Below are 18,966 nucleotides of genomic sequence, written 5' to 3'. Positions count from 1 at the left end.
TTTGAACTTCGTTTTGGTTTTGAAGCCCGTTTTAGTTTCTCTTCAATGATGAAGCCATTCAATGGATATCCATCATTTTGATTGCCTATCTCCAAAAAAAGTTGGGCGCTTGTATTTCTTCTCCGTAGGATTCTGCCAAAGGAATGGTTTGAAAAAAAAGCCATCCCGAAAAATGAGTACTACTCTTCTAAATGTGTTTCTGATCATATCTAAAATTTTTAGGTGTTTGTTAGATTTAGATGTGATTGGCTTTATAAACTTGTGACCAGTTGCGTTAAAAAAATGCCAAAAAAACTTTATGGCTCCAGCATCTTTTTCAAAATGAATCAGTGCTATATCTGCTGGATTGGACCTACTTTACGCCACTTTAAGAGTTCATGGCTCAAAAGGCATATCCTTTGAAAAAACCGCTACAAACATCTGATTTTGAGTAGGTAAACTGAATTTCTTTGCGCTCTCTTTTCCGATCTAAGAAAAAGGGTATTTGTTCACAAACTATCCCATGGTTTTTATGCTGTTCCAGAGCTTCAAATGAGTTTTGGTATTGGCAAACCTTATTCTTGTGGGTATTTCAGTGAATCATCGCGTTGGTATTGAATTGCGTTTCCCATTAAGAACCATGTTCCATGAAGAATCGAACACGTTTACTTTTCCTGCGGATTCCGAACCTGAAAGACTAGTTCTTGATTCTAATTTTGGGTTTTTGACGGAGGCGAACTTTAACAAAAATTATTGCCTAGAACCCATAGGAATTGGGGTTAGTTCTTAGCAAATCCTTCATATAACATCACTCCTGATGTGTACAATATCACCCCAATTACTACCCATCTCAACACATCCAATGGCAACGACTTTATAATAAAAGCGGCTATGCATACGGCCACCACACCGGGAATCGCCATAGCAATGGCGGCCTTTCGGTTATAGGCTTTTTCTCGGATAAATCGTACCGAAGCTGGAGGCATAAGGAAAGCACAGGAACCCATCATGATCGGAAAAGCCACTTTGGGCGACATGCCCAAAGCGAAGACCAAGGCCATACAGGGAGCATATAATCCGATACCGGCGGTCATCAAAGCGCCCAAAACAAAGTTGGCAACAACGGCAATTGCCAGTTTTTCTTTTTGGAGTCCTATGGCCTCTCCCCCGCCTTGTATCCATTCCATATTGGTGGCCAACATAAAAAATGCCGTTACCAATAAGGCAAAGCCCATGACCAACTGAATCTTTTTTTCGGACAATTTAGCCACTACCCCTGCGCCCAAAACGGCCCCTAAAGCAGCAGAGATGAGCATCAAAACCAATGTTATGGGCTCTACTTCTATAATGGTAATAAAAATCAAGGCTTGTAAAAGCACAGGAAGGGTGTTCGCCACGTTCATCGTTCCCGGAATCTGTTTGTCCTTGGTCTGTTTGGTAAACTTTAGAAGAGCCGTCTGTGGGGCAAATGCACCAATGCCGAGTACATCAAAAAAGTTGACAACAAAGCCAATGATCGATGTTTTTAACCAACTGCTGTTTTCTAGTGTGTTTCTATGTGCTAGGAAGTCCCTTGTCAAAACAACGATGAACCAGACCGCTAGACCAGCCAATGAAACCCAAATTATCGTAATCATACCTATTTTCTAAGAAAAATATGGAGCTTAAGAACGACCACCGTCCTTGGGAAAATTTTATCAAAACGGCTTAACCGACCTAACAAACCTTAAAAAAAGTCGTGCTTTTGTTCATTTCTCCTTTGGCCAGTTTGGCCTCTATTTCCTTTGCAGTCTTTGTAATGGCAAGACCTCCCAGACCTGTACAACGGTGGGTGTTGGGCAATGCGTCACCTACGTGTTTCATGGTCTCCACTACTTCATCCAGGGGAATCAGATGATCATAGTCGGACAGGGCCATATTTGCACAGGAGATGGCGTTCGTGGCCGCCATTACATTTCTATTCAGGCAAGGGGCCTCAACGCGGTCGGCAATCATATCGCATATCATACCTAAACTGGATTGCAATGCCATTGAAGCTGCTGAAAGTGATTGGTTCAACGTACCTCTTTTTAATCCTACAATTGCCGCCGCCGCCATACCGGACCCTGATCCACATTCGGCCATACATCCTCCTACTTCAGCTGCAAAGGTGGCATGGGCCGCGATAAAAACTCCTATGATTCCAGCCGCCAACATCGCCTTTACCATTTCATCTTCTGAAAGCTCCAATGTTCTGCCAACGCCGATAATCGCTCCGGGCAAAGCACCACAGGATCCTGCCGTAGGTGCGGCTACTACGACACCCATGGAACTTTTAACCTCCATCATTACCGAAGTGTACAAAATCACTTGATTCAGAATATCGCCCTCCACGAGCGTTTTGTCCTTTATCCGTTCCTGATACGCCAAGGACTGAGGACCCAAAATGCGATCGGCGTATTTTGTTCCTTTTAGTCCAAGGTCTATCGCGTTTTGCATGATTCCCAATATGGAACGCATTTTTTCAAATACTTCCCCTTTGGATATATTCCCTCGTATGCTTTCATAGGCTATGGCCAACTCCCACAATTCAAGGTTTTTATCCGCGTTATATTCCAGCATCTCGTTACAAGTGATAAAGGGTACCGTAAGATCTTTACGGGCCATTATTGGAAGTACGGGATGAATTTTCTTAATGCAAAGGACCTGATCCATTTCTAGAAGTGCTGCTTCCAGGTCAGCGGGAATGAATCGGCTTGATTTTATTTCGATGAAAGAAGAAACTCCTTCGCGTATAGCGATTTCATCACAAGAGAGGGATCGTTCAATATGTTCAATAAGACCAGTAGGAGATTTGACATAAACCAAGGTTTGATAAAAATCCCCGGCCATGGATACTTGGGCCCCATCGATTTCAACAACTTCGATCATGCCTCCTCCGGTTGAAATGGCCGTTACCGTTCTAGTTTCCTTATTTTTTTTCAGGGTAATCTTGTAGGTGTTGGGATGTGTGGCTCCTATGGGGTGAATATCTATTTTGATTTGAATGCCTGCTTCTTCAATGGCCTGAAGATAATCCGGTAGACGCTCCTCGTCCGCCTCCCATCCCAGGAACCCACCAAAAAGTCCCATGTCCGATCCCTGACCCTTATGGGTCGTAGCCAAGGAACCATTGGGGTCAAACTCAATATAGACTTCCTTGATATGGCCATCCATTAAATCGCGACACATTCGGCCAATGCGCAAAGAGGCTGCACAATGCGAGCTTGACGGCCCCCGCATTACCGGTCCGATTACATCGTTGAATATGCTGGGATATCCTCTCATCCTGTGCACTACATTTTAATCTTTGAAAACATCAAGATTTCATAAAGATAAAACATCTTAGATCTAAATCATCTATCTTGATCCTACTTTAAAACGAAAGAGATGAACAAAGCAATACGAATGTTTTTGAACTACTTATGGCAATCCATACTCTTCTGGACCTTTGCGATGTTACTCTGGGCAATGTTCCGGTTTTATGGCATTGAGTCCGAAGAGGGTATTACTATTAGCGCGGACTTTCGCCAAGGTATGCAAATGAAGAACATACTTCCATTATTTGCGCTTGCCGGTTTTCTAATGGGCATTTTCTACGCCACGGTGGAGTTCGCTTTTGAAAGGTATAACTCCAAAAGGCGTTCCATAGGGTTAACGATTGTTATAAAGACACTTATCTATTTGTTTTTTATAATATTGATAGCGACTTCTATGATTGAACTGGGAACAAACCTGTTTGGGCTCCAGAAAAATAATGACCCGGGGTGGTGGCGGCATGACAAGGGTTTTTGGATAACTACCCTATACATTTTGTTTACCTCCCTGATATTTTCCTTTATTAGGATTGCCAATGAAAAATTTGGAAAAGGAGTATTTCTGAAAATGTTATTGGGGAGGTATAAAAAACCTCAGGAAGAGAAACGGATTTTTATGTTTCTCGACCTGAAATCTTCGACCGCTATTGCCGAAGCCCTAGGGCATTTTAAATATAGCCAACTTATTCAGGATTGTTTTTATGACTTGAATGATATTGTTCCAAAGTATGCCGCTGAAATCTATCAATATGTGGGAGATGAAGCTGTACTTAGTTGGCCGTACCATAGGGGTTTGGCCAATACGAATTGTGTGGCTTTGTTTTTTGCATTTCAGAACGTTTTGAAGTCCAGGAATTCCTATTATTTGGATAAATATGGCCTGGTTCCCGAATTTAAGGCGGGTCTCCATGGCGGAAAGTTAATGGTTGCCGAAGTAGGTGTCGTAAAAAAAGAATTGGCCTTTCATGGCGACGTAATCAATACCTCCGCAAGAATACAAGCAGAATGTAACAAACACAATGTTACTGTTTTGATATCTGAAGAGTTAAAGGAAAATTTGCCGGTAGACTCAAAGTATTCCACGAAATCCATAGGAAATCTACTTTTAAAAGGGAAAAAGAAAGAGCTGAATGTTTTTACTATTCTTCAAGGTTAATCTTTGATAAGGAAAATTACCTAGCTAATTTTGGAAATCACTTAAATAAATTGGGATTTTTTAAAATTTAAACGGGCAGGTTTACGACGGTAGCATACAGGTTCACGACAAATAGGACACTTTACTTTGAAGGTTCACAGGATTCTTGGTTTTTTGTGAACATGGAAAGAAATGAATTTATCAAAAAAAGTATGGCTTTTGGAGGAATTGCCACTATAGTTCCCACTATGGCCATGTCCCATGAAAAAAGAGCTATAAAAGAGTTGTTCGACCAACAGGAAATTTCTGAATTTGTATCGGCTGCACATAAAAGTTTGGAGGACACCCAAAAGATTATTGAGGCCAAACCCTTATTGTTGAATTGCACTAGCCAACTTGCCAAAGGCGATTTTGAGACGGCCATCGGGGGTGCATCACATATGGGGAGAAAGGATATTGCGGATTTTCTGGTATCCAAAGGGGCACGATTGGATATTTTTAACTACACTTTTTTGGGATACGACGATTTTGTCCGGAAGCTCATTACGGACCATCCCCATTTACTCAATGCACCAGGACCTCATGGATTTACGCTGCTGCATCATGCAGAAGTAGGTGAACGCAAGGAATTGGCCGCTTGGTTACAGGAAAAAGGGCTAGCAGAAACCTTTTTCAAGGGCGTTTTCGGGTAGGCAATATGAAACTTCAAATCATTTGAAACATCTTCAACCTATCCAAAATTCTATATTTGTAAGTGTTGGAATAACAAAGTATGTTTTTCCAATTGATTTTTAAATGATGTGGTCCCTTAACACCGACAGACGATTCTTTTATTTCGCTACGTTAGTGCTACTAGTCGTATTTGGCATTTCGCTTATTCAAAATGTTATCCGGTATCAACATCATGCAAGCTATGATATTTGGACCTCGGTAATTTACCTAGCAGTTTCCGTATTATTGTTTATTCCCTTCATGGTGCTTTCGTTTCAAGTACAAAAGGAATTAAATAGGCGATTTGGAAAATGGTACTGGCTTACAGTCGTTTTGTTTGCCCTTGTTATTTTGTTTACTTTCTATCTTCTCTCAGGAATTCTTTTGCATAGTCTGGAATTCTTTGATCATTTTATTTCCGAGGATTATGCACGTTACTATTTTGGTCGGGAGGCCCTATATCATCTTTTGGTAATTTTTGGATCTTCTTTGTTTGTACGACTTAAAGGGAAGAAAAAAAGGACGACCATAGAGGTTAATAAGGGAAGAAAAACCATTACCCTCCGTTTGGATACAGTGCATTGGATTGAAGCGGATGATCACTATCTCAACTTCTATACGGGAACCGATGTTTTTATCAAACGTGCCAATCTGGGCGATATGGCAAAACAACTCGCACCGGATTTTATTAGAATTCACCGAAAATATGTGGTCAACAAAAGTCAAATCGTTTCTAAAGAAAAGAAGCAACGCCAGGAATTTATCCTCTTAAGTTCAGGAAAAAGGCTAAAAGTGGGTCAGTCTTTTGCACCTGTGTTTTGGTAAAAACACCGGATTACCGGCTCTTTTAAAACTCGTACCAAGCAAAACCAAATTGTTTTGGGTAAGGCGCTACATAACTATATGAGTAGAGCTCAACATAGCCTACGATCTTAACTAACCATGTCTAATACGTAGCGCCCACCCGAACAAAACTATTTTTTGAGTGGTATTTTGGTGCTTCGGGAGCTGCCATACAACAGGTAGACCCTAAATAAAATAAGGCAATCTCCTCTAGTTTTTCAACGGTGGACCCTACGCTTATTTTTTTAGGAAGCGCAATGGTACCCACTGCCGGACCACCTACTATGGATAGGTACCATGTACGTCCCCAGATATCCACAATATCGATGTTATACCGTTCGTTGCGTAATGCGGGTAAAGAAGGATTTTGCTTATAAATCCATGGCCTGAGTACCACAAGATCACCGGGAACATGTTGAATTCGGCTTACCGTACCTGATATCGGAGCATGGATACGGTGATAGTTCTTATTATGCAAAAATACATTTGTAAAGTAATAATCCTTTGGGATGGTACCTTCACCTATCTGAAAAATAGCTTCGATATGGCGCTTGTCGCCCTTTACATTGGAGATTGTAGTATCCGCTACAGATCCCATATCACAAAGCAGACCTTCACATGGCCAAACATGGGCATTTTGGTTTTGGGGGAGTTCTTTTAATTCCCTGGTGAAAAAATCCTGAAAATTAGTAAACTCCTTTTTCCCATTGGGCGGTTTAAACTTTTGCAGATAGTTCTTATCGGAATAGTTGACCCTTAGATACGGCCCTATTATTTTTTTGGAATAAGGTTTGGTATATAGGGACGAGTACCATGCGGATATGCCACGTTGCAGGTTACTGGGTAAATTTCCCCAAAGTTGAACAGAAAGGAATTGATAAATGGCAGCTCTCCACCGTGGTACCTTAAAAACTGTGAAATGAATATCGGATTCCGATGTAGAATAGAAAACAGAAGACATACGTTTCTTTTATTTAAATGGCAAGTGCCCAACTATCCAGTTTTCCCTCCTCAAGGTCCAAATAGTATGAACACCTTGCCAAATCCGTAATAGATATCCCAATACCTGTTTTCTGATATTGGGATTAGTTCTCTTTTGGAAGTCTTTCAAAACCTGATGAAAGCTCTATAAAAAAGACTGTCCGCTTTTTGATGACAATTCAAAGTAAGGCACCTTAAAGTCTATTATCAAGACATTTTTGTGAATGACCCGTTTCACTTAGGATATGACTTTTAAGGGTCGATTGATGACGAAAACGGGTCTAAAAGTGCTGTTCAAGGATGTAAAAAGTCACTGACCTCCCATTTAAGGAATGATTAACAGAAAACCACATGAAATACCATTCCTAAGACGGGAAGCGTAGCCACATTCCTGAAACGAAGATCTATTTTGTAGATTGAAAAAAACTAAAAAAGGGTGCTTATTGGCGCAAGGCTTCCAACGCTTGGGAGCGGTAATTTCTTCCGATGGGAAGTTCACGGCCCTTTACTTCCACCATAATATTGTTATAGGCGGTTATATGTGAGAGTGAAATGATGAAAGAGCGATGGATCCTAATGAATTGTTGTTTGGGCAGTTTCTCGGCCAAATAGCTGATACGTTGGGTAGTTATGACTTCCCTATCCGTTAGGTGAATAATGACCTTGTCATTTAGACTTTCCAAATAATGGATACAGGCCAAATCCAATTTAACCACTTTGCGATCAGCCTTTATGTAGAGAAACTCTTGCTCTAAAGTAGTAGTTCCTTCCCTCTTTGCCATTTCGGATTCCCCGCCATTAAGTTCTATCTGCTGCCCCTGAAGATACTTGTTCACCTTTGAAATCGTCTTTAAAAAACGAGTTAAGGAAATCGGTTTTAAGAGGTAATCTATGGCATCCAGCTCAAATGCCTTTACGGCAAAATCCCTATAGGCGGTAGTGAAAACGATCAGTGGTGGATTCTTTATTGATTCGATCAGTTCCAATCCATTCAATTTAGGCATCTTAATGTCCAAAAAAACCAACTGTACATGTCCTTGCTGAATATGTTCAAAGGCCTCCAGGGCATTACTACAACTTGCCACCACTTCCAATTGATCGATCTGCTTGGCATACTTTACCAATACATCTCTGGCCAGGGGCTCATCATCTACAATGATACACTTGATCTTATTGGACATTTTCTTCTTGCATTAGGTCGGAGATGTCGCTCAAATCGATATTCAATTTTACCAAAAAACTATCTTCCTCCTCCAAAATCTTTAGTTCATACTTGTCCGGGAAAAACAGCTCCAATCGCCTTTTTACATTGGTAAGTCCTATGTTCTTGTCCGTATCCAACCCTTCTTTGGAAAGCTCGGAACTTTTGCTGTTTTCCACCATAAATACCAGATTTTCCTTGATCAACTTAAGGTCTATGTTGATCCAGGCATCATTGATTTCATTGTCCGCTCCATGTTTAAATGCATTTTCCACAAAAGGTAATAACAACAAAGGAGGAATAAGTGTTTCGGTATTATCAATGGATTCTGAAACGTTTATACTTAAACCCTCTTCATACCGTATGCGCTCCAAGGCCACCAAGTTCATCAATTGCTCCCACTCCCTTCCAATGGAAATAAAACGCTCGTTACATTCGTACAACATATAATCCAAAAACTTGGACAGCCCCAAGACCACATCAGGGGTTTTTTTGGATTGGGAAAGCGATAGGGAATAAATACTGTTCAAGGTATTGAACAAAAAATGGGGATGGATCTGTGCCTTAAGAAATTTAAGCTCCGTGGCCACCTTCTCTTTTTCCAGTTCTTTATTGATCTTATCCTTCTGATAATAAAATAACTGTAGTTTAATGGCCATGGCTACGAATACCGGAGTATATACCGCCACAATGGAGTTAAGCAACTTGGGCAGATATAACATGGGTGTTTTCCAGTGTTCCTTTTCCGGGCTATACCAGCGATAGAGATAGGTCCATATCATATAACGGTCTATTACTCCTATGGCCAAAGCCAAAAGTATGGAAAGGAATATATACTGGACGGTTTTCTTTGGGTAAAGAAACTTGGGCATTAAATAGTAGAGGGTAATGTAGGTGGGAATCATTTTCCACGGCAAAAGAAATAGCAGTTGTTGAAATTGTTCCCAATATTCATCATCATAGCTCCCCCACATTAGGGTATACAGCGCTACATAGGACATCCAAAAAAGGACGTGGTAGTACACCCTGTTTTTACGATTTGAAATCTTGTCGATCATTAGGAGCGATTTGCCAGCAATTCTTGGTGAAATTACTAATTACCGATTAGCTTATAAAATAACGAAACTAAACGACATGCTTTTGACCGCTAAAGTCCATTTTGTCCCTGTAAACGTTTTTTTAGATTAAAAGCAGAGTAATGGAATAGCTGTATGATATCATACTCTTAAAAAATCAAGTTATGGGGTATGACACAGAATATAAAGTAAATAGAGTAATCCGTGTTACTTTTGTAAGGTAACTTTAACGGCATTCATACCTTTCATTCCCTTTTCCAGTTCGAAAGTAACTTTGTCATTTTCCGCGATTTCATCGATTAAACCGCTGACGTGGGTGAAGTATTTCTCTTGGTTTTCGGCATCGATTATGAACCCAAATCCTTTGGAAGAATCAAAAAAGGAAACAGTTCCCTTTCTAACCGGATCAAATTCTTCTTTATCGCTTTCCAAAGTCTTTGGAATACCGATAATTATGTTCTCGGCCTCTATTTCAATTTTTTGCGAGGGATCGGGTGGGGTATCCGTTAAATTGCCATTATAGTCTACATAGGCAAACTCAATTCCCTTTTTCCCGTTTAATTTTGCCTCGGCCTTGCGAGCTTCCATTTTCTTCCGTTTCTCTTCACGCTTTTTTAAACGTTTTTTTTCCTTTTCACTTTTGTTAAATGTTTGCTGTGATTTTGCCATTCGTCTATTTAAAATGTTTTGACCAAAAGGTACGATTAGTATACAAAGATATCTCTTTACATTAAAATAATCCAAACAGTAGGGCTAACATTCTAATTTTAAAGGTTCAATGGCTCATCTGCTAATACATTTGACCCCTATGGTTCTGTTAAATTTTTCATAGGCTTTTCCTTGGTTTGCTACAACAATCCACGGTAAGCCGTATTTTTGCAGTTGCTAATTTCAACAGAACCCAATTATGGACACCCAATATGGTCATATTCTCTATGATTATCTATTGAAAATCGGAATAGAGGAAACCCCTGCATCCTATATTAATCTATTTGTGCTACTGGTGGGGAGTATTGCTATTTCCTGGCTGCTCGATTTCATTATCTGGAAAATCCTCCGAACACTTTCGGTCCGGTTGGCAAGGCGTACGGCAACCAATTTTGATAACTTCCTTGTTGCCCACAAGGTGCCAAGATATATTGCCCATGTCTTTCCTTTATTACTGCTTTTTGAGCTTATCCCGATAGTATTCATGGATTTTGAATATGGAGGTGCCCTAGTACTTAAAGTATTAATGATTTTAGGGGTACTGTTGGCTTTGGTGCTGGTAAAAAGTTTACTTTCAAGCACCAAGGACTACTTAAGGACGCTACCCCATTTGCGGGACAAACCCTTGGATAGCTACATTCAGGTCTTTATGATATTTGCTTGGGCAGGCGGTATTTTGACCATTTTCGCCATTATCACGGATACGACCATTTGGAAATTTTTTACGGCCCTTGGTGCCGCATCCGCAGTTATCCTATTGATTTTCAAGGATTCCATTCTGGGCCTTGTGGCGAGCATACAGGTGAGCATAAACGATATGGTTCGAATCGGCGACTGGATTACCTTTGAGAAGTATGGTGCGGACGGCGATGTTATTGAAATAAGTTTGGCAACGGTGAAGGTGCAGAACTTCGATAAGACCATTACCACTATTCCTACCTATGCCTTGATTTCAGATTCCTTTAAAAATTGGAGAGGTATGCAGAAATCAGGAGGAAGACGTATAAAGCGGGCATTGATCGTTCGGCAGAAAAGTGTAAAATTCCTAAGTCCGGATGATGTGGAATCTTTAATGAAAATAGAGCTTATCACCCGATATCTGGAAACCAGGGATAAAAAAATTGCTTCGTTTAACCAAGAACGTGGAATTAATAAGGATCTGGCCATAAACGGAAGGAACCTTACAAACCTTGGTGTCTTCCGCAAATATATGGAGAGCTATTTGGAGAACCATTCTGCGATTAACGAGGATATGACTTTGATGATACGCCAGTTGAACCCTACTCCGCAAGGAATTCCTTTGGAAATTTATGCTTTTAGCAGTGATAAGCGGTGGGAAAATTATGAATATATCATGGCAGATATATTCGACCACTTATTGGCGGCCCTCCCCTATTTTGAGTTGGAAGTCTTTGAATTGCCCACATCTTTGGAATCCGCAATAAATACTTAACATGTTTTTAAAGAGATTTTTGCGTGGTCCGTCTGGTTAGGAGTATACTATTCAGTAAACGTAGTACGACCCAAAACTTTGTATTTCTGCTGTTTTATAACAAAACATTTTTTATTCTGAAGGCGGTATAACTTCATTTTGGTTATTTTAGAACCAACAAATATGACACTATGGGTTCAAGAAGAGATTTTTTAGAAAAATTGACCGTTTCAACAATTAGTTTACCCTTATTGTACAATCCCACAAACTTGTTCGCTGCTTCAGATGAAGCCTATGACGGGCCTATTTTAAAGGTCGCCATTATGGGGTTGGGCAGTTATGCACGTAGAGTGGCAAAAGCGATGGAGTCCTGCAAACGGGCCAAACTGACTGGCGTCATTAGTGGAACCCCCTCCAAAATAGTTGAATGGCGTGCCAAATATGGTATTCCCGAAAAGAATTGTTATAACTACGATAATTTTGATCGTATCAAGGAGAACCCGGATATAGATGTCGTTTATGTTATTACCCCCAATGGACTACATAAGGATCAGACGATAAGGGTCGCCAAGGCTGGGAAACATGTGATCTGCGAGAAGCCAATGGGCATTAACGCCCAAGAGGGCCAAGAAATGGTAGACGCCTGCAAAGCGGCCAATGTAAAATTGTTGATAGGTTATCGCATGCACTACGAACCAAAGACGGTAGAAGTGATTCGGATGCGTAAAGCAGGTGAATTTGGAAAGCTTAAATTTTTTCAAGGCCAATCCGGATTTACCATAGGAGATCCTACGCAATGGCGTTTGAACAAGAAACTGGCCGGTGGTGGCGCTATGATGGATATCGGTATCTACTCTATTAATGGCGCGCGCTATATGCTCGGGGAGGAACCTATTTGGGTCACTGCCCAGGAGACAAAAACAGATTCGGTGAAATTTAAGGAAGGGGTGGACGAAACCATACAGTTTCAAATGGGTTTTCCCAGTGGTGCCGTAGCTTCTTGCCTATCTACTTACGCCATGAGTCATTTGGATCGTTTTTTTCTTAACGGGGAGGACGGTTTTGCAGAAATGCAACCCTCTACAGGCTATGGCCCTATCAAGGGACGTACACATAAGGGTGAATTGAAGCAGCCTCATATTACGCACCAGACCCTTCAAATGGACGGGATGGCCCAACTCATTTTTGAAGGTGTTGAACCTATTGTACCTCTTGATGGTGAGGAAGGTGTTAAGGATATGAAGATTATAGATGCCATATACCTAGCGGTAAAGACCGGAAAACGTGTTGATTTATGACATATCAAGACAACTTCCAAAGGTGATGATCGGAGACTAATATTCCAACAGCTCTATTTTTCGAAAGTCGATGGGGTGACTATTGGATTGAAAGGAAAGATAGCCGCCCTTTACAGAGGTATCTCCATCCACAATCAATGTTTTTGCAGTTTCATTGTTGGGGTCGTAGGAGGGATTGGTATAACTTAAAATCTCTTCTCCATTGACAAAGTGGGTTATTTCTCCATCCTTGATGTCTATTTCCGCGGTTACCCATTGATCTCCGTGAAAGGTTCGGGGAACCGTTGCCGGAATACAGGTAGTCGTATTCTTTGCCCCATCAAATTCCACAAATATTCCATTGACGCATAAGGCTCCTAATGGGCGGTCGTCCTTACCATTTCCGCCATGGAAATTATATTCCATACAAACAGGAAATGGTTGATTCAATTTTTGTGTATTTGGTGGTTGGCCGTGAAATTGAATACCACTATCGCGATAGCCCCACTCAGGCGCCCCTGGCGCTGTTTCACCCACAAATCGGTACTCTACTTTGAGGCGGTAGTCCGTGAGTCTTTTATCATAGTACAGGGTGCCGAAACGATTATTCAAATCCGGGCCGTAGCCATCATAGCGGATGCTTAGGATTCCATCAACCACACGAAAGGTATCTCCAAAATTTTCACCAAGGGGGTAACTGCTGATTTTCATGGTCCAACCCTCTAAATCCTTTCCGTTGAAGATAGATACCCAATTGTTTTTTTTCGATTCAGTTTTTTCCAAAACGGCTGATTCCTTATTAGCGTCGGTCTTTTTCTCTCCGCAGGAAACTAGCAATAGTGACAATGATAATAAAATGAATTTCATCAATTTATAAGGGATTGATTGCATTTATAGTCAGATTTAAAGCGTCATTTTCTTTTTAAATGTAGGGATAAAAAGATAATCCGCTAAAGGAATCCATCAAACTATCAAGAAAGAGATGGTTTTCTGAATCCGATCATTAAGGCCATTAGTAACCACAAACCAATAACAAAGGCAATTACACCCATAAAAAGTTGGGGCTCGGCTTGGAAAAGCTTCAAATCATATAAAAACAACAGGTTGGAAAAGACAAGGAAAAAAAGGACAAATCTTCCGAAATATTTGTCGAAGATGCTTTCCGGAACCTTCTTTTTATGGTACCTCCCAATCACCGATTCAGTGAGTCTTTTAGTAAAATCTTCCGATGGCTCTTCTAATTTACTTTTTCGTAATAGCTCAATGAGTTCCTCATCCTCGATACTGTACTTTTTCATAATAGATTCTTTACTTCGTTTCCCAATACGGATTCCAACTCGATTTTCAATTGTTTCCTCCCCCGTAACAGGCGCATCTTAATGGCCGACCTTTTCAGATCCATTATATTGCCTATCTCGGAAATCGTCTTTCCGCGTACATAATGTAAAGTAAACAGTAAGCGATCTTCGGGGGATAATCGGTCCATTGCGCGATCTATATATTTCCTTTTTTCATGTGATCGCAAAGCGTCCCAACCCTTGTTTTCAGCATTTGAATTCTTTTCATGGCTTGAGACTTCTTCCAAAGAAGCGTTCATAATCTTTCTGCTCGCAATTTTTGTCAACGCACAATTGTAAACAATTCGATAGAGCCATGTAGAAAACTTTGAGGATTTTTTAAACCCCTTGAGGGAGGCGAAAGCTTTTATAAATGCATCCTGCACCACTTCTTCGGCATCCTCCCTATTCCGTAGAATGGTAATGGCAACCGTATAAGCTAAGTTCTTGTAGGTATTCACCAAATACTCAAGACCTTCTCGATTACCCTGAGCCGCCTTTTTTAGAAACCTGTCCTCTTGTTTATTTTTTTGAGCTCCGGCCATTCTTAAAGTTAGACTGTATTTTTTGAATAATGGTCACAAAAAGTGACCACTATTGACTATTTTAAGTCTAACCAAGAAAACGATAGATAACGAAAAAAGAAAGGCCATGAAAATTACATCTGCCGCATTGTTTATTTCCATAGCACTGGTCGTGTTTGGAATATGTTATTATTATTTTACTACCCGACATAAAGAACGTATGGTCATTTTAGAAAAAGGATTGCCAAGGGATTATTTTAAGGGAAATACCCACTACCTACCTTTTGTTCTCACCCTAGGTATTGTAAGCATTGGAATTGCATTGGGCATGCTGGTAGGTGGATTGTTAGATTCACTGGATGTAGGAGGAATTGGAAATTTGATATTCCCGTTCTCCATTTTTCTGTTCATGGGAATTAGCCTGCTAGTTTCATACTGGGTGCTTAAAAGAATACAGACAAAACAGTAAACATTGCTATTGGCAGATAATTGAACTAGAATACTAGAAGCTTAAACTCCGAGAGGATTACAACGCATCAATCAAAATCGAATCGTATGAAAATTAAACTAAAAAGAAATCTATGTCTGTTATTACTCGGTTTTCTATCCTTTGCAGTATTAGGCCAAGCATATGAGACAGCTTTTGATGCCCTATTGAAGGAACAACAGGATTCATCAGGTCCTGGTAAAGTTGTCCTAGTGGCCAAAGATGGAGAGGTTATCTATAAAAAGGCTTTTGGTAAGGCCAACCTTGAACTTGACGTTGAAATGGATACTGAACACGTTTTTCGTTTGGGTTCCATTACCAAACAATTTACAGCTGCTGCTATATTAAAATTAGCCGAGGAAGGGAAGTTGTCATTGAAGGATGACATTACCAAATTTATCAAGGATTACCCGGTACATGGACATGCCATTACTCTGGAACATTTGCTTGCCCATACATCGGGGATTAGGAATTATACTAACCTCCCACAATTTACTGCCGAAGTAAGGAAAAAGGATTATAATCCCGAGGAGCTGATCAATTTCTTTAAGGACGAACCTATGGATTTTAGTCCTGGTGAAAAACACGCCTATAGCAATTCTGGCTATATCCTATTGGGACGTGTAATCGAAATAGTTTCGGGCAAGATGTATGGAGAATACATTGACGCCGCTTTTTTTCAACCCCTCGGCATGAAAAATTCATTTTATGACTATTCTTCGAAACTAATTCCGAAAAGGATTCCAGGTTATCAAAAAAAAGGAAATACTTATGAAAACTCGGATTACTTGAGCATGACATTGCCTTATGCCGCAGGTTCCTTAGTATCTACCGTAGAAGACCTGTTCATTTGGAACGAAGCGGTTATGGGCGATTTTGTCCTGAGCACGAAAAGTAGGGAGAAAGCGCATGCGGCCCAAGTCCTGAACAATGGAAAAATAATTGATTATGGTCTTGGTTGGAGACTGGGCAATGTACAGGGAAGTCCGTCTATAAAACACGGGGGGCTGGTTAACGGTTTTACTTCTAATGCCCTGTATCTTCCTGATGGGAAAATATTCGTTGCTGTCCTCTCCAATTGTGACTGTACTCGAAGTCTCGATGTTTTAGCCTCTAAAATGGCGGCTATAGTTCTGGGAAAACCCTATCAGTGGAAGGAAATAGAACTTTCCAATAAACAATTGGAATCCTATAAAGGTGTCTACGAATCCGAGTATGAGGGTCAAAAAATGATTTCCTTGCAAGATGGCGACCTCATGTATTTTAATCGCGGTGGATCTAAATCAAAAATCCATCCATTGGGAAAAGACCAATTTCGATTGGGAAATAGTTTGACTGTTCTACAGTTCAAAAGAAATTCGGACAAGAATAGGGCTTCCTTTGAATTAAAAGGTCTTGGGTTACCTGTTAAATACGATCGCACATCTTCAGGAACTATCCCAACCCTAAAAGCGATACAGATTCCATCGGATGCACTTGAGCGGTATACAGGAGAATATCGGTTTCCATCCAAATTTATCTTTGTTGTTGTTATAGAGGGAAATAAACTATACGGACAGGTGGGCCGGGACAAGAAGGAAATCGTTCCTTATAAGGAAAACAAGTTTTTCGCCAAGGAAATTGATGCGCGGATCATATTCAGTTTAGATAAGGATGGCAAAATCATTGGGCTGACAAAAATCCAAAATGATAAAATGTACGCTGAGAAAATCAAATGAATTGATTAATCCTCATGATACAACTTCAATTCCGTTGGATAAGGAGTTCCTTTTCCGGTTTCCAGGAAATTCTTTAGGCTTAACAAATAAACGGTCCACTTTGTGTTAAAGTACGTAAGGGATTCAATATCGCCAGAAGGGATATTACTATGTGTATGGGTTAGAAATACCTGTCCCTCCTTTTCTTCCAGCTCAAAAGTCAGAATAGTATCCTGCCATTGAGGAGGACCTTCGCAACAGGTCAATTCCAATTTTTCGTATGGAATAAGTGTGGTGTAATTAAATTTTAGGGTTGTCAGGTCCTTAAAATACAAGGCTATCGTTTTTCCGATCTCCGGATCTCCTTTTGCGGATGTTGCCCACCATCCCTCGAGTCCTTGAGGTTCGGATATCGCTTTATACATTTCCTCTTTGGTGGTCTTTGCACCTATAAAGTGCCTGGAGTCCTTCATAACAAATTGGATTTCATGAATGGTTACACAAAGGAACTAATATTGGTATCTTTAGCAAACTATTCATTCACCATTCCATAAATTTCTGGTGATGTAAAAGTAACCAACGTATGGCGAGAACAATAATCGAAAATCCTACGCACTGTGCCTTGACCCATGCCATGAATAGTATTGGCAGTAAATGGAAACCGTTAATAATCTATTTATTGGGTATAAAAAGCGATGGACTACCCTTACGGTTCGGTAGGATAAATGCGATTCTTCATTATATTTCCAAAAGGGTGTTGGTAGAACAGCTCAAAGAATTGGAAACAGACGGATTGATAATTAGGAAGAGATATAAGGAGATTCCTCCTAGGGTGGAATATTCTCTGTCCGAAAAGGGACGGGCCCTGTTGCCCATATTGGAAAACATTTGTGAATGGAGCGAAAATCATATGGGGCATGTTACATTTGAATAAGAGCCTTTATATAGAACCTAGCATGTAGTGAAATGAACAAGACCAAAAAGTACCAAAAAGAGTTCATATCCTTTCAAGGTGAATTGAAGTCCTTTATTTATCGATTAGTGACTCACAGGCAGGAGACCGAGGATATAGCGCAGGAAACGTATTTTAAGGCATTCAAGAATTTAGATGCATTTAAAGAAAATGCATCTTTCAAGACCTGGACGTTTACCATTGCCGCTAATCTGGCCAAGGACAATCTAAGGGCACGACAAAGATGGGGCGAGGATTGGATGGAACTCGTTAAAGATGCCCATGTACAGGATAAACAATTACTCCAAAAAAAGTTCGAGGTGGCCCGTACTTCTGAACATGGAAAATTCGTAATACGGGAACACATCAACTATTGTTTTAATTGCGTTAGCAAAACATTGTTACTTACAAGTCAGATTTGCTTATTGTTAAAGGAGGTCTATGGCTTTAAGGTGAGCGAAATAATGCTCATTACCGGCCTAACGGAAGGTAAGGTAAAACACACGATTGCAGATGCTCGGAAGGATATGAACCGTATTTTTGAAAAACGATGCGCTTTGATCAACAAAAAAGGGATTTGTCATCAATGTACCGGTCTCAACAATCGGTTTAACCCGGAACAGGATACCCATATTGAAGCCAATAAGATTAAAATGATAAAGGAAGCACGAAACAAAAACTATGACCAATTGCTGGACCTAAGACTGCAATTGGCAAAGACCATAGATCCTCTCGATGCTGAAGGAAGAGATCTTCATAACTACCTGATAGAGAACTCTCCCGATTGGGCAAGGGCACAAGTAACCAAATAAATTCAACTGATTAAAAATCAATTACTTGCATTATTTTTCGTCCGTTTTTAACAGATGAACAGTCTAAATATTGGACAAAGTTTATTAACAATTAAAAACAAAAGAATGAAAAATGTAATCAATTGGTTCAATTTACCCTCAACGGACTTTAACAGGGCCATTAAGTTTTATAGTGAAGTACTTGAAATTGAGATGATGCGTATGCCAAGTCCAGATGGATTTGAGAATGCATTCTTCTCCAACCCTCAAAATGGTGGTGTAAGCGGCTCCATTGGCTCCAATCCCCAACAAAAACCTGGAGTGGAAGGTGCTACCATCTATTTTGATGTTAACGGCCGATTGGATGCTGTATTGGACAGGGTAATTTCTAATGGGGGACAGATCGTAATGTCTAAAATGAATATAGGGGAATTTGGAACCATAGCCATGGCCACGGATACGGAAGGCAACCTTATAGGCTTCCATTCTGCACAATAAGA

Annotated in this window: 20 protein-coding genes; 10 read left to right on the top strand and 10 right to left on the bottom strand. The window is 40.4% G+C overall.

The window, feature by feature from the left end:
- Nucleotides 1-758: 758 nt before the first annotated feature.
- Nucleotides 759-1,616 (bottom strand): sulfite exporter TauE/SafE family protein, encoded by an 858-nt coding sequence (locus tag D7Z94_RS09535; RefSeq protein WP_120711331.1) that lies wholly within the window; start codon nucleotides 1,614-1,616, stop codon nucleotides 759-761.
- A gap of 79 nt (nucleotides 1,617-1,695) precedes the next feature.
- Entirely contained in the window at nucleotides 1,696-3,285 is a 1,590-nt protein-coding gene (locus D7Z94_RS09530; RefSeq protein WP_120711330.1) for an L-serine ammonia-lyase, iron-sulfur-dependent, subunit alpha, read from the bottom strand.
- A gap of 102 nt (nucleotides 3,286-3,387) precedes the next feature.
- Between D7Z94_RS09530 and D7Z94_RS09525 the strand changes: the two genes are divergently transcribed.
- The 3 genes from D7Z94_RS09525 (at nucleotide 3,388) to D7Z94_RS09515 (ending at nucleotide 5,985) form a co-directional block, all read left to right on the top strand.
- Nucleotides 3,388-4,470: an adenylate/guanylate cyclase domain-containing protein gene (locus tag D7Z94_RS09525; RefSeq protein WP_120711329.1), complete on the top strand. Its 1,083-nt coding sequence runs from the start codon at nucleotides 3,388-3,390 to the stop codon at nucleotides 4,468-4,470.
- A 161-nt stretch (nucleotides 4,471-4,631) separates the two neighbouring features.
- On the top strand, nucleotides 4,632-5,141 hold the full coding sequence (locus tag D7Z94_RS09520; RefSeq protein ID WP_120711328.1) for an ankyrin repeat domain-containing protein: 510 nt from the start codon (nucleotides 4,632-4,634) through the stop codon (nucleotides 5,139-5,141).
- Nucleotides 5,142-5,244: 103 nt separating this feature from the next.
- A complete protein-coding gene (locus D7Z94_RS09515; RefSeq protein WP_120711327.1) occupies nucleotides 5,245-5,985 on the top strand; it encodes a LytR/AlgR family response regulator transcription factor in 741 nt (246 codons plus the stop codon).
- Nucleotides 5,986-6,106: 121 nt separating this feature from the next.
- Here D7Z94_RS09515 and D7Z94_RS09510 read toward each other — a convergent pair whose 3' ends face one another.
- The 4 genes from D7Z94_RS09510 to D7Z94_RS09495 form a co-directional block, all read right to left on the bottom strand.
- Entirely contained in the window at nucleotides 6,107-6,964 is an 858-nt protein-coding gene (locus D7Z94_RS09510) for a phosphatidylserine decarboxylase (protein WP_120711326.1), read from the bottom strand.
- Nucleotides 6,965-7,424: 460 nt separating this feature from the next.
- Nucleotides 7,425-8,165, bottom strand: a complete 741-nt coding sequence (locus D7Z94_RS09505) for a LytR/AlgR family response regulator transcription factor (RefSeq protein WP_120711325.1) — start codon at nucleotides 8,163-8,165, stop codon at nucleotides 7,425-7,427.
- A complete protein-coding gene (locus D7Z94_RS09500) occupies nucleotides 8,155-9,243 on the bottom strand; it encodes a sensor histidine kinase (RefSeq protein WP_120711324.1) in 1,089 nt (362 codons plus the stop codon). Before D7Z94_RS09500 ends, D7Z94_RS09505 begins: the two co-directional genes overlap by 11 nt.
- A 225-nt stretch (nucleotides 9,244-9,468) precedes the next feature.
- Complete coding sequence (locus tag D7Z94_RS09495) at nucleotides 9,469-9,930, bottom strand: cold-shock protein (RefSeq protein ID WP_120711323.1); 462 nt, start codon at nucleotides 9,928-9,930, stop codon at nucleotides 9,469-9,471.
- Nucleotides 9,931-10,168: 238 nt separating this feature from the next.
- On the opposite strand from D7Z94_RS09495, the gene D7Z94_RS09490 reads away from it, so the two are divergent.
- Nucleotides 10,169-11,422: a mechanosensitive ion channel family protein gene (locus tag D7Z94_RS09490; RefSeq protein ID WP_120711322.1), complete on the top strand. Its 1,254-nt coding sequence runs from the start codon at nucleotides 10,169-10,171 to the stop codon at nucleotides 11,420-11,422.
- Between the two features lie 170 nt (nucleotides 11,423-11,592).
- A complete protein-coding gene (locus tag D7Z94_RS09485; protein ID WP_120711321.1) occupies nucleotides 11,593-12,699 on the top strand; it encodes a Gfo/Idh/MocA family protein in 1,107 nt (368 codons plus the stop codon).
- Between the two features lie 36 nt (nucleotides 12,700-12,735).
- On the opposite strand, the gene D7Z94_RS09480 is transcribed toward D7Z94_RS09485, so the two are convergent.
- The 3 genes from D7Z94_RS09480 to D7Z94_RS09470 all read right to left on the bottom strand — a co-directional run bounded on the left by D7Z94_RS09480 (nucleotide 12,736) and on the right by D7Z94_RS09470 (nucleotide 14,560).
- Nucleotides 12,736-13,569 (bottom strand): 3-keto-disaccharide hydrolase, encoded by an 834-nt coding sequence (locus D7Z94_RS09480; protein ID WP_245967173.1) that lies wholly within the window; start codon nucleotides 13,567-13,569, stop codon nucleotides 12,736-12,738.
- An 80-nt stretch (nucleotides 13,570-13,649) separates the two neighbouring features.
- Nucleotides 13,650-13,976: a hypothetical protein gene (locus D7Z94_RS09475; protein WP_120711320.1), complete on the bottom strand. Its 327-nt coding sequence runs from the start codon at nucleotides 13,974-13,976 to the stop codon at nucleotides 13,650-13,652.
- Nucleotides 13,973-14,560, bottom strand: a complete 588-nt coding sequence (locus D7Z94_RS09470) for an RNA polymerase sigma factor (protein ID WP_120711319.1) — start codon at nucleotides 14,558-14,560, stop codon at nucleotides 13,973-13,975. The genes D7Z94_RS09475 and D7Z94_RS09470 overlap by 4 nt, the downstream gene beginning before the upstream one ends.
- Before the next feature lie 106 nt (nucleotides 14,561-14,666).
- Between D7Z94_RS09470 and D7Z94_RS09465 the strand changes: the two genes are divergently transcribed.
- The gene (locus tag D7Z94_RS09465; protein ID WP_147415863.1) at nucleotides 14,667-15,008 is read left to right on the top strand and encodes a DUF6249 domain-containing protein; all 342 of its coding nucleotides are present in this window, start codon (nucleotides 14,667-14,669) and stop codon (nucleotides 15,006-15,008) included.
- Nucleotides 15,009-15,094: 86 nt separating this feature from the next.
- Entirely contained in the window at nucleotides 15,095-16,744 is a 1,650-nt protein-coding gene (locus D7Z94_RS09460; RefSeq protein ID WP_120711317.1) for a serine hydrolase, read from the top strand.
- A gap of 5 nt (nucleotides 16,745-16,749) precedes the next feature.
- On the opposite strand, the gene D7Z94_RS09455 is transcribed toward D7Z94_RS09460, so the two are convergent.
- Nucleotides 16,750-17,196: an SRPBCC family protein gene (locus tag D7Z94_RS09455; RefSeq protein WP_120711316.1), complete on the bottom strand. Its 447-nt coding sequence runs from the start codon at nucleotides 17,194-17,196 to the stop codon at nucleotides 16,750-16,752.
- Between the two features lie 110 nt (nucleotides 17,197-17,306).
- Here D7Z94_RS09455 and D7Z94_RS09450 point away from each other — a divergent pair, with 110 nt between their 5' ends.
- The 3 genes from D7Z94_RS09450 (at nucleotide 17,307) to D7Z94_RS09440 (ending at nucleotide 18,964) form a co-directional block, all read left to right on the top strand.
- Nucleotides 17,307-17,657 carry a winged helix-turn-helix transcriptional regulator gene (locus D7Z94_RS09450; RefSeq protein ID WP_120711315.1) on the top strand — a complete coding sequence of 117 codons (351 nt, stop codon included), beginning with the start codon at nucleotides 17,307-17,309 and terminating at the stop codon, nucleotides 17,655-17,657.
- 32 nt (nucleotides 17,658-17,689) lie between these two features.
- Nucleotides 17,690-18,487 (top strand): RNA polymerase sigma factor, encoded by a 798-nt coding sequence (locus tag D7Z94_RS09445; RefSeq protein WP_120711314.1) that lies wholly within the window; start codon nucleotides 17,690-17,692, stop codon nucleotides 18,485-18,487.
- A 105-nt stretch (nucleotides 18,488-18,592) separates the two neighbouring features.
- Nucleotides 18,593-18,964 (top strand): VOC family protein, encoded by a 372-nt coding sequence (locus tag D7Z94_RS09440; protein ID WP_147415862.1) that lies wholly within the window; start codon nucleotides 18,593-18,595, stop codon nucleotides 18,962-18,964.
- Nucleotides 18,965-18,966: the final 2 nt, after the last annotated feature.

It is taken from the genome of Ulvibacterium marinum, from assembly GCF_003626755.1.
In the GTDB taxonomy this organism is placed as follows: Bacteria; Bacteroidota; Bacteroidia; order Flavobacteriales; family Flavobacteriaceae; genus Ulvibacterium; species Ulvibacterium marinum.
This window is presented reverse-complemented; position numbering and strand designations above follow the sequence as displayed.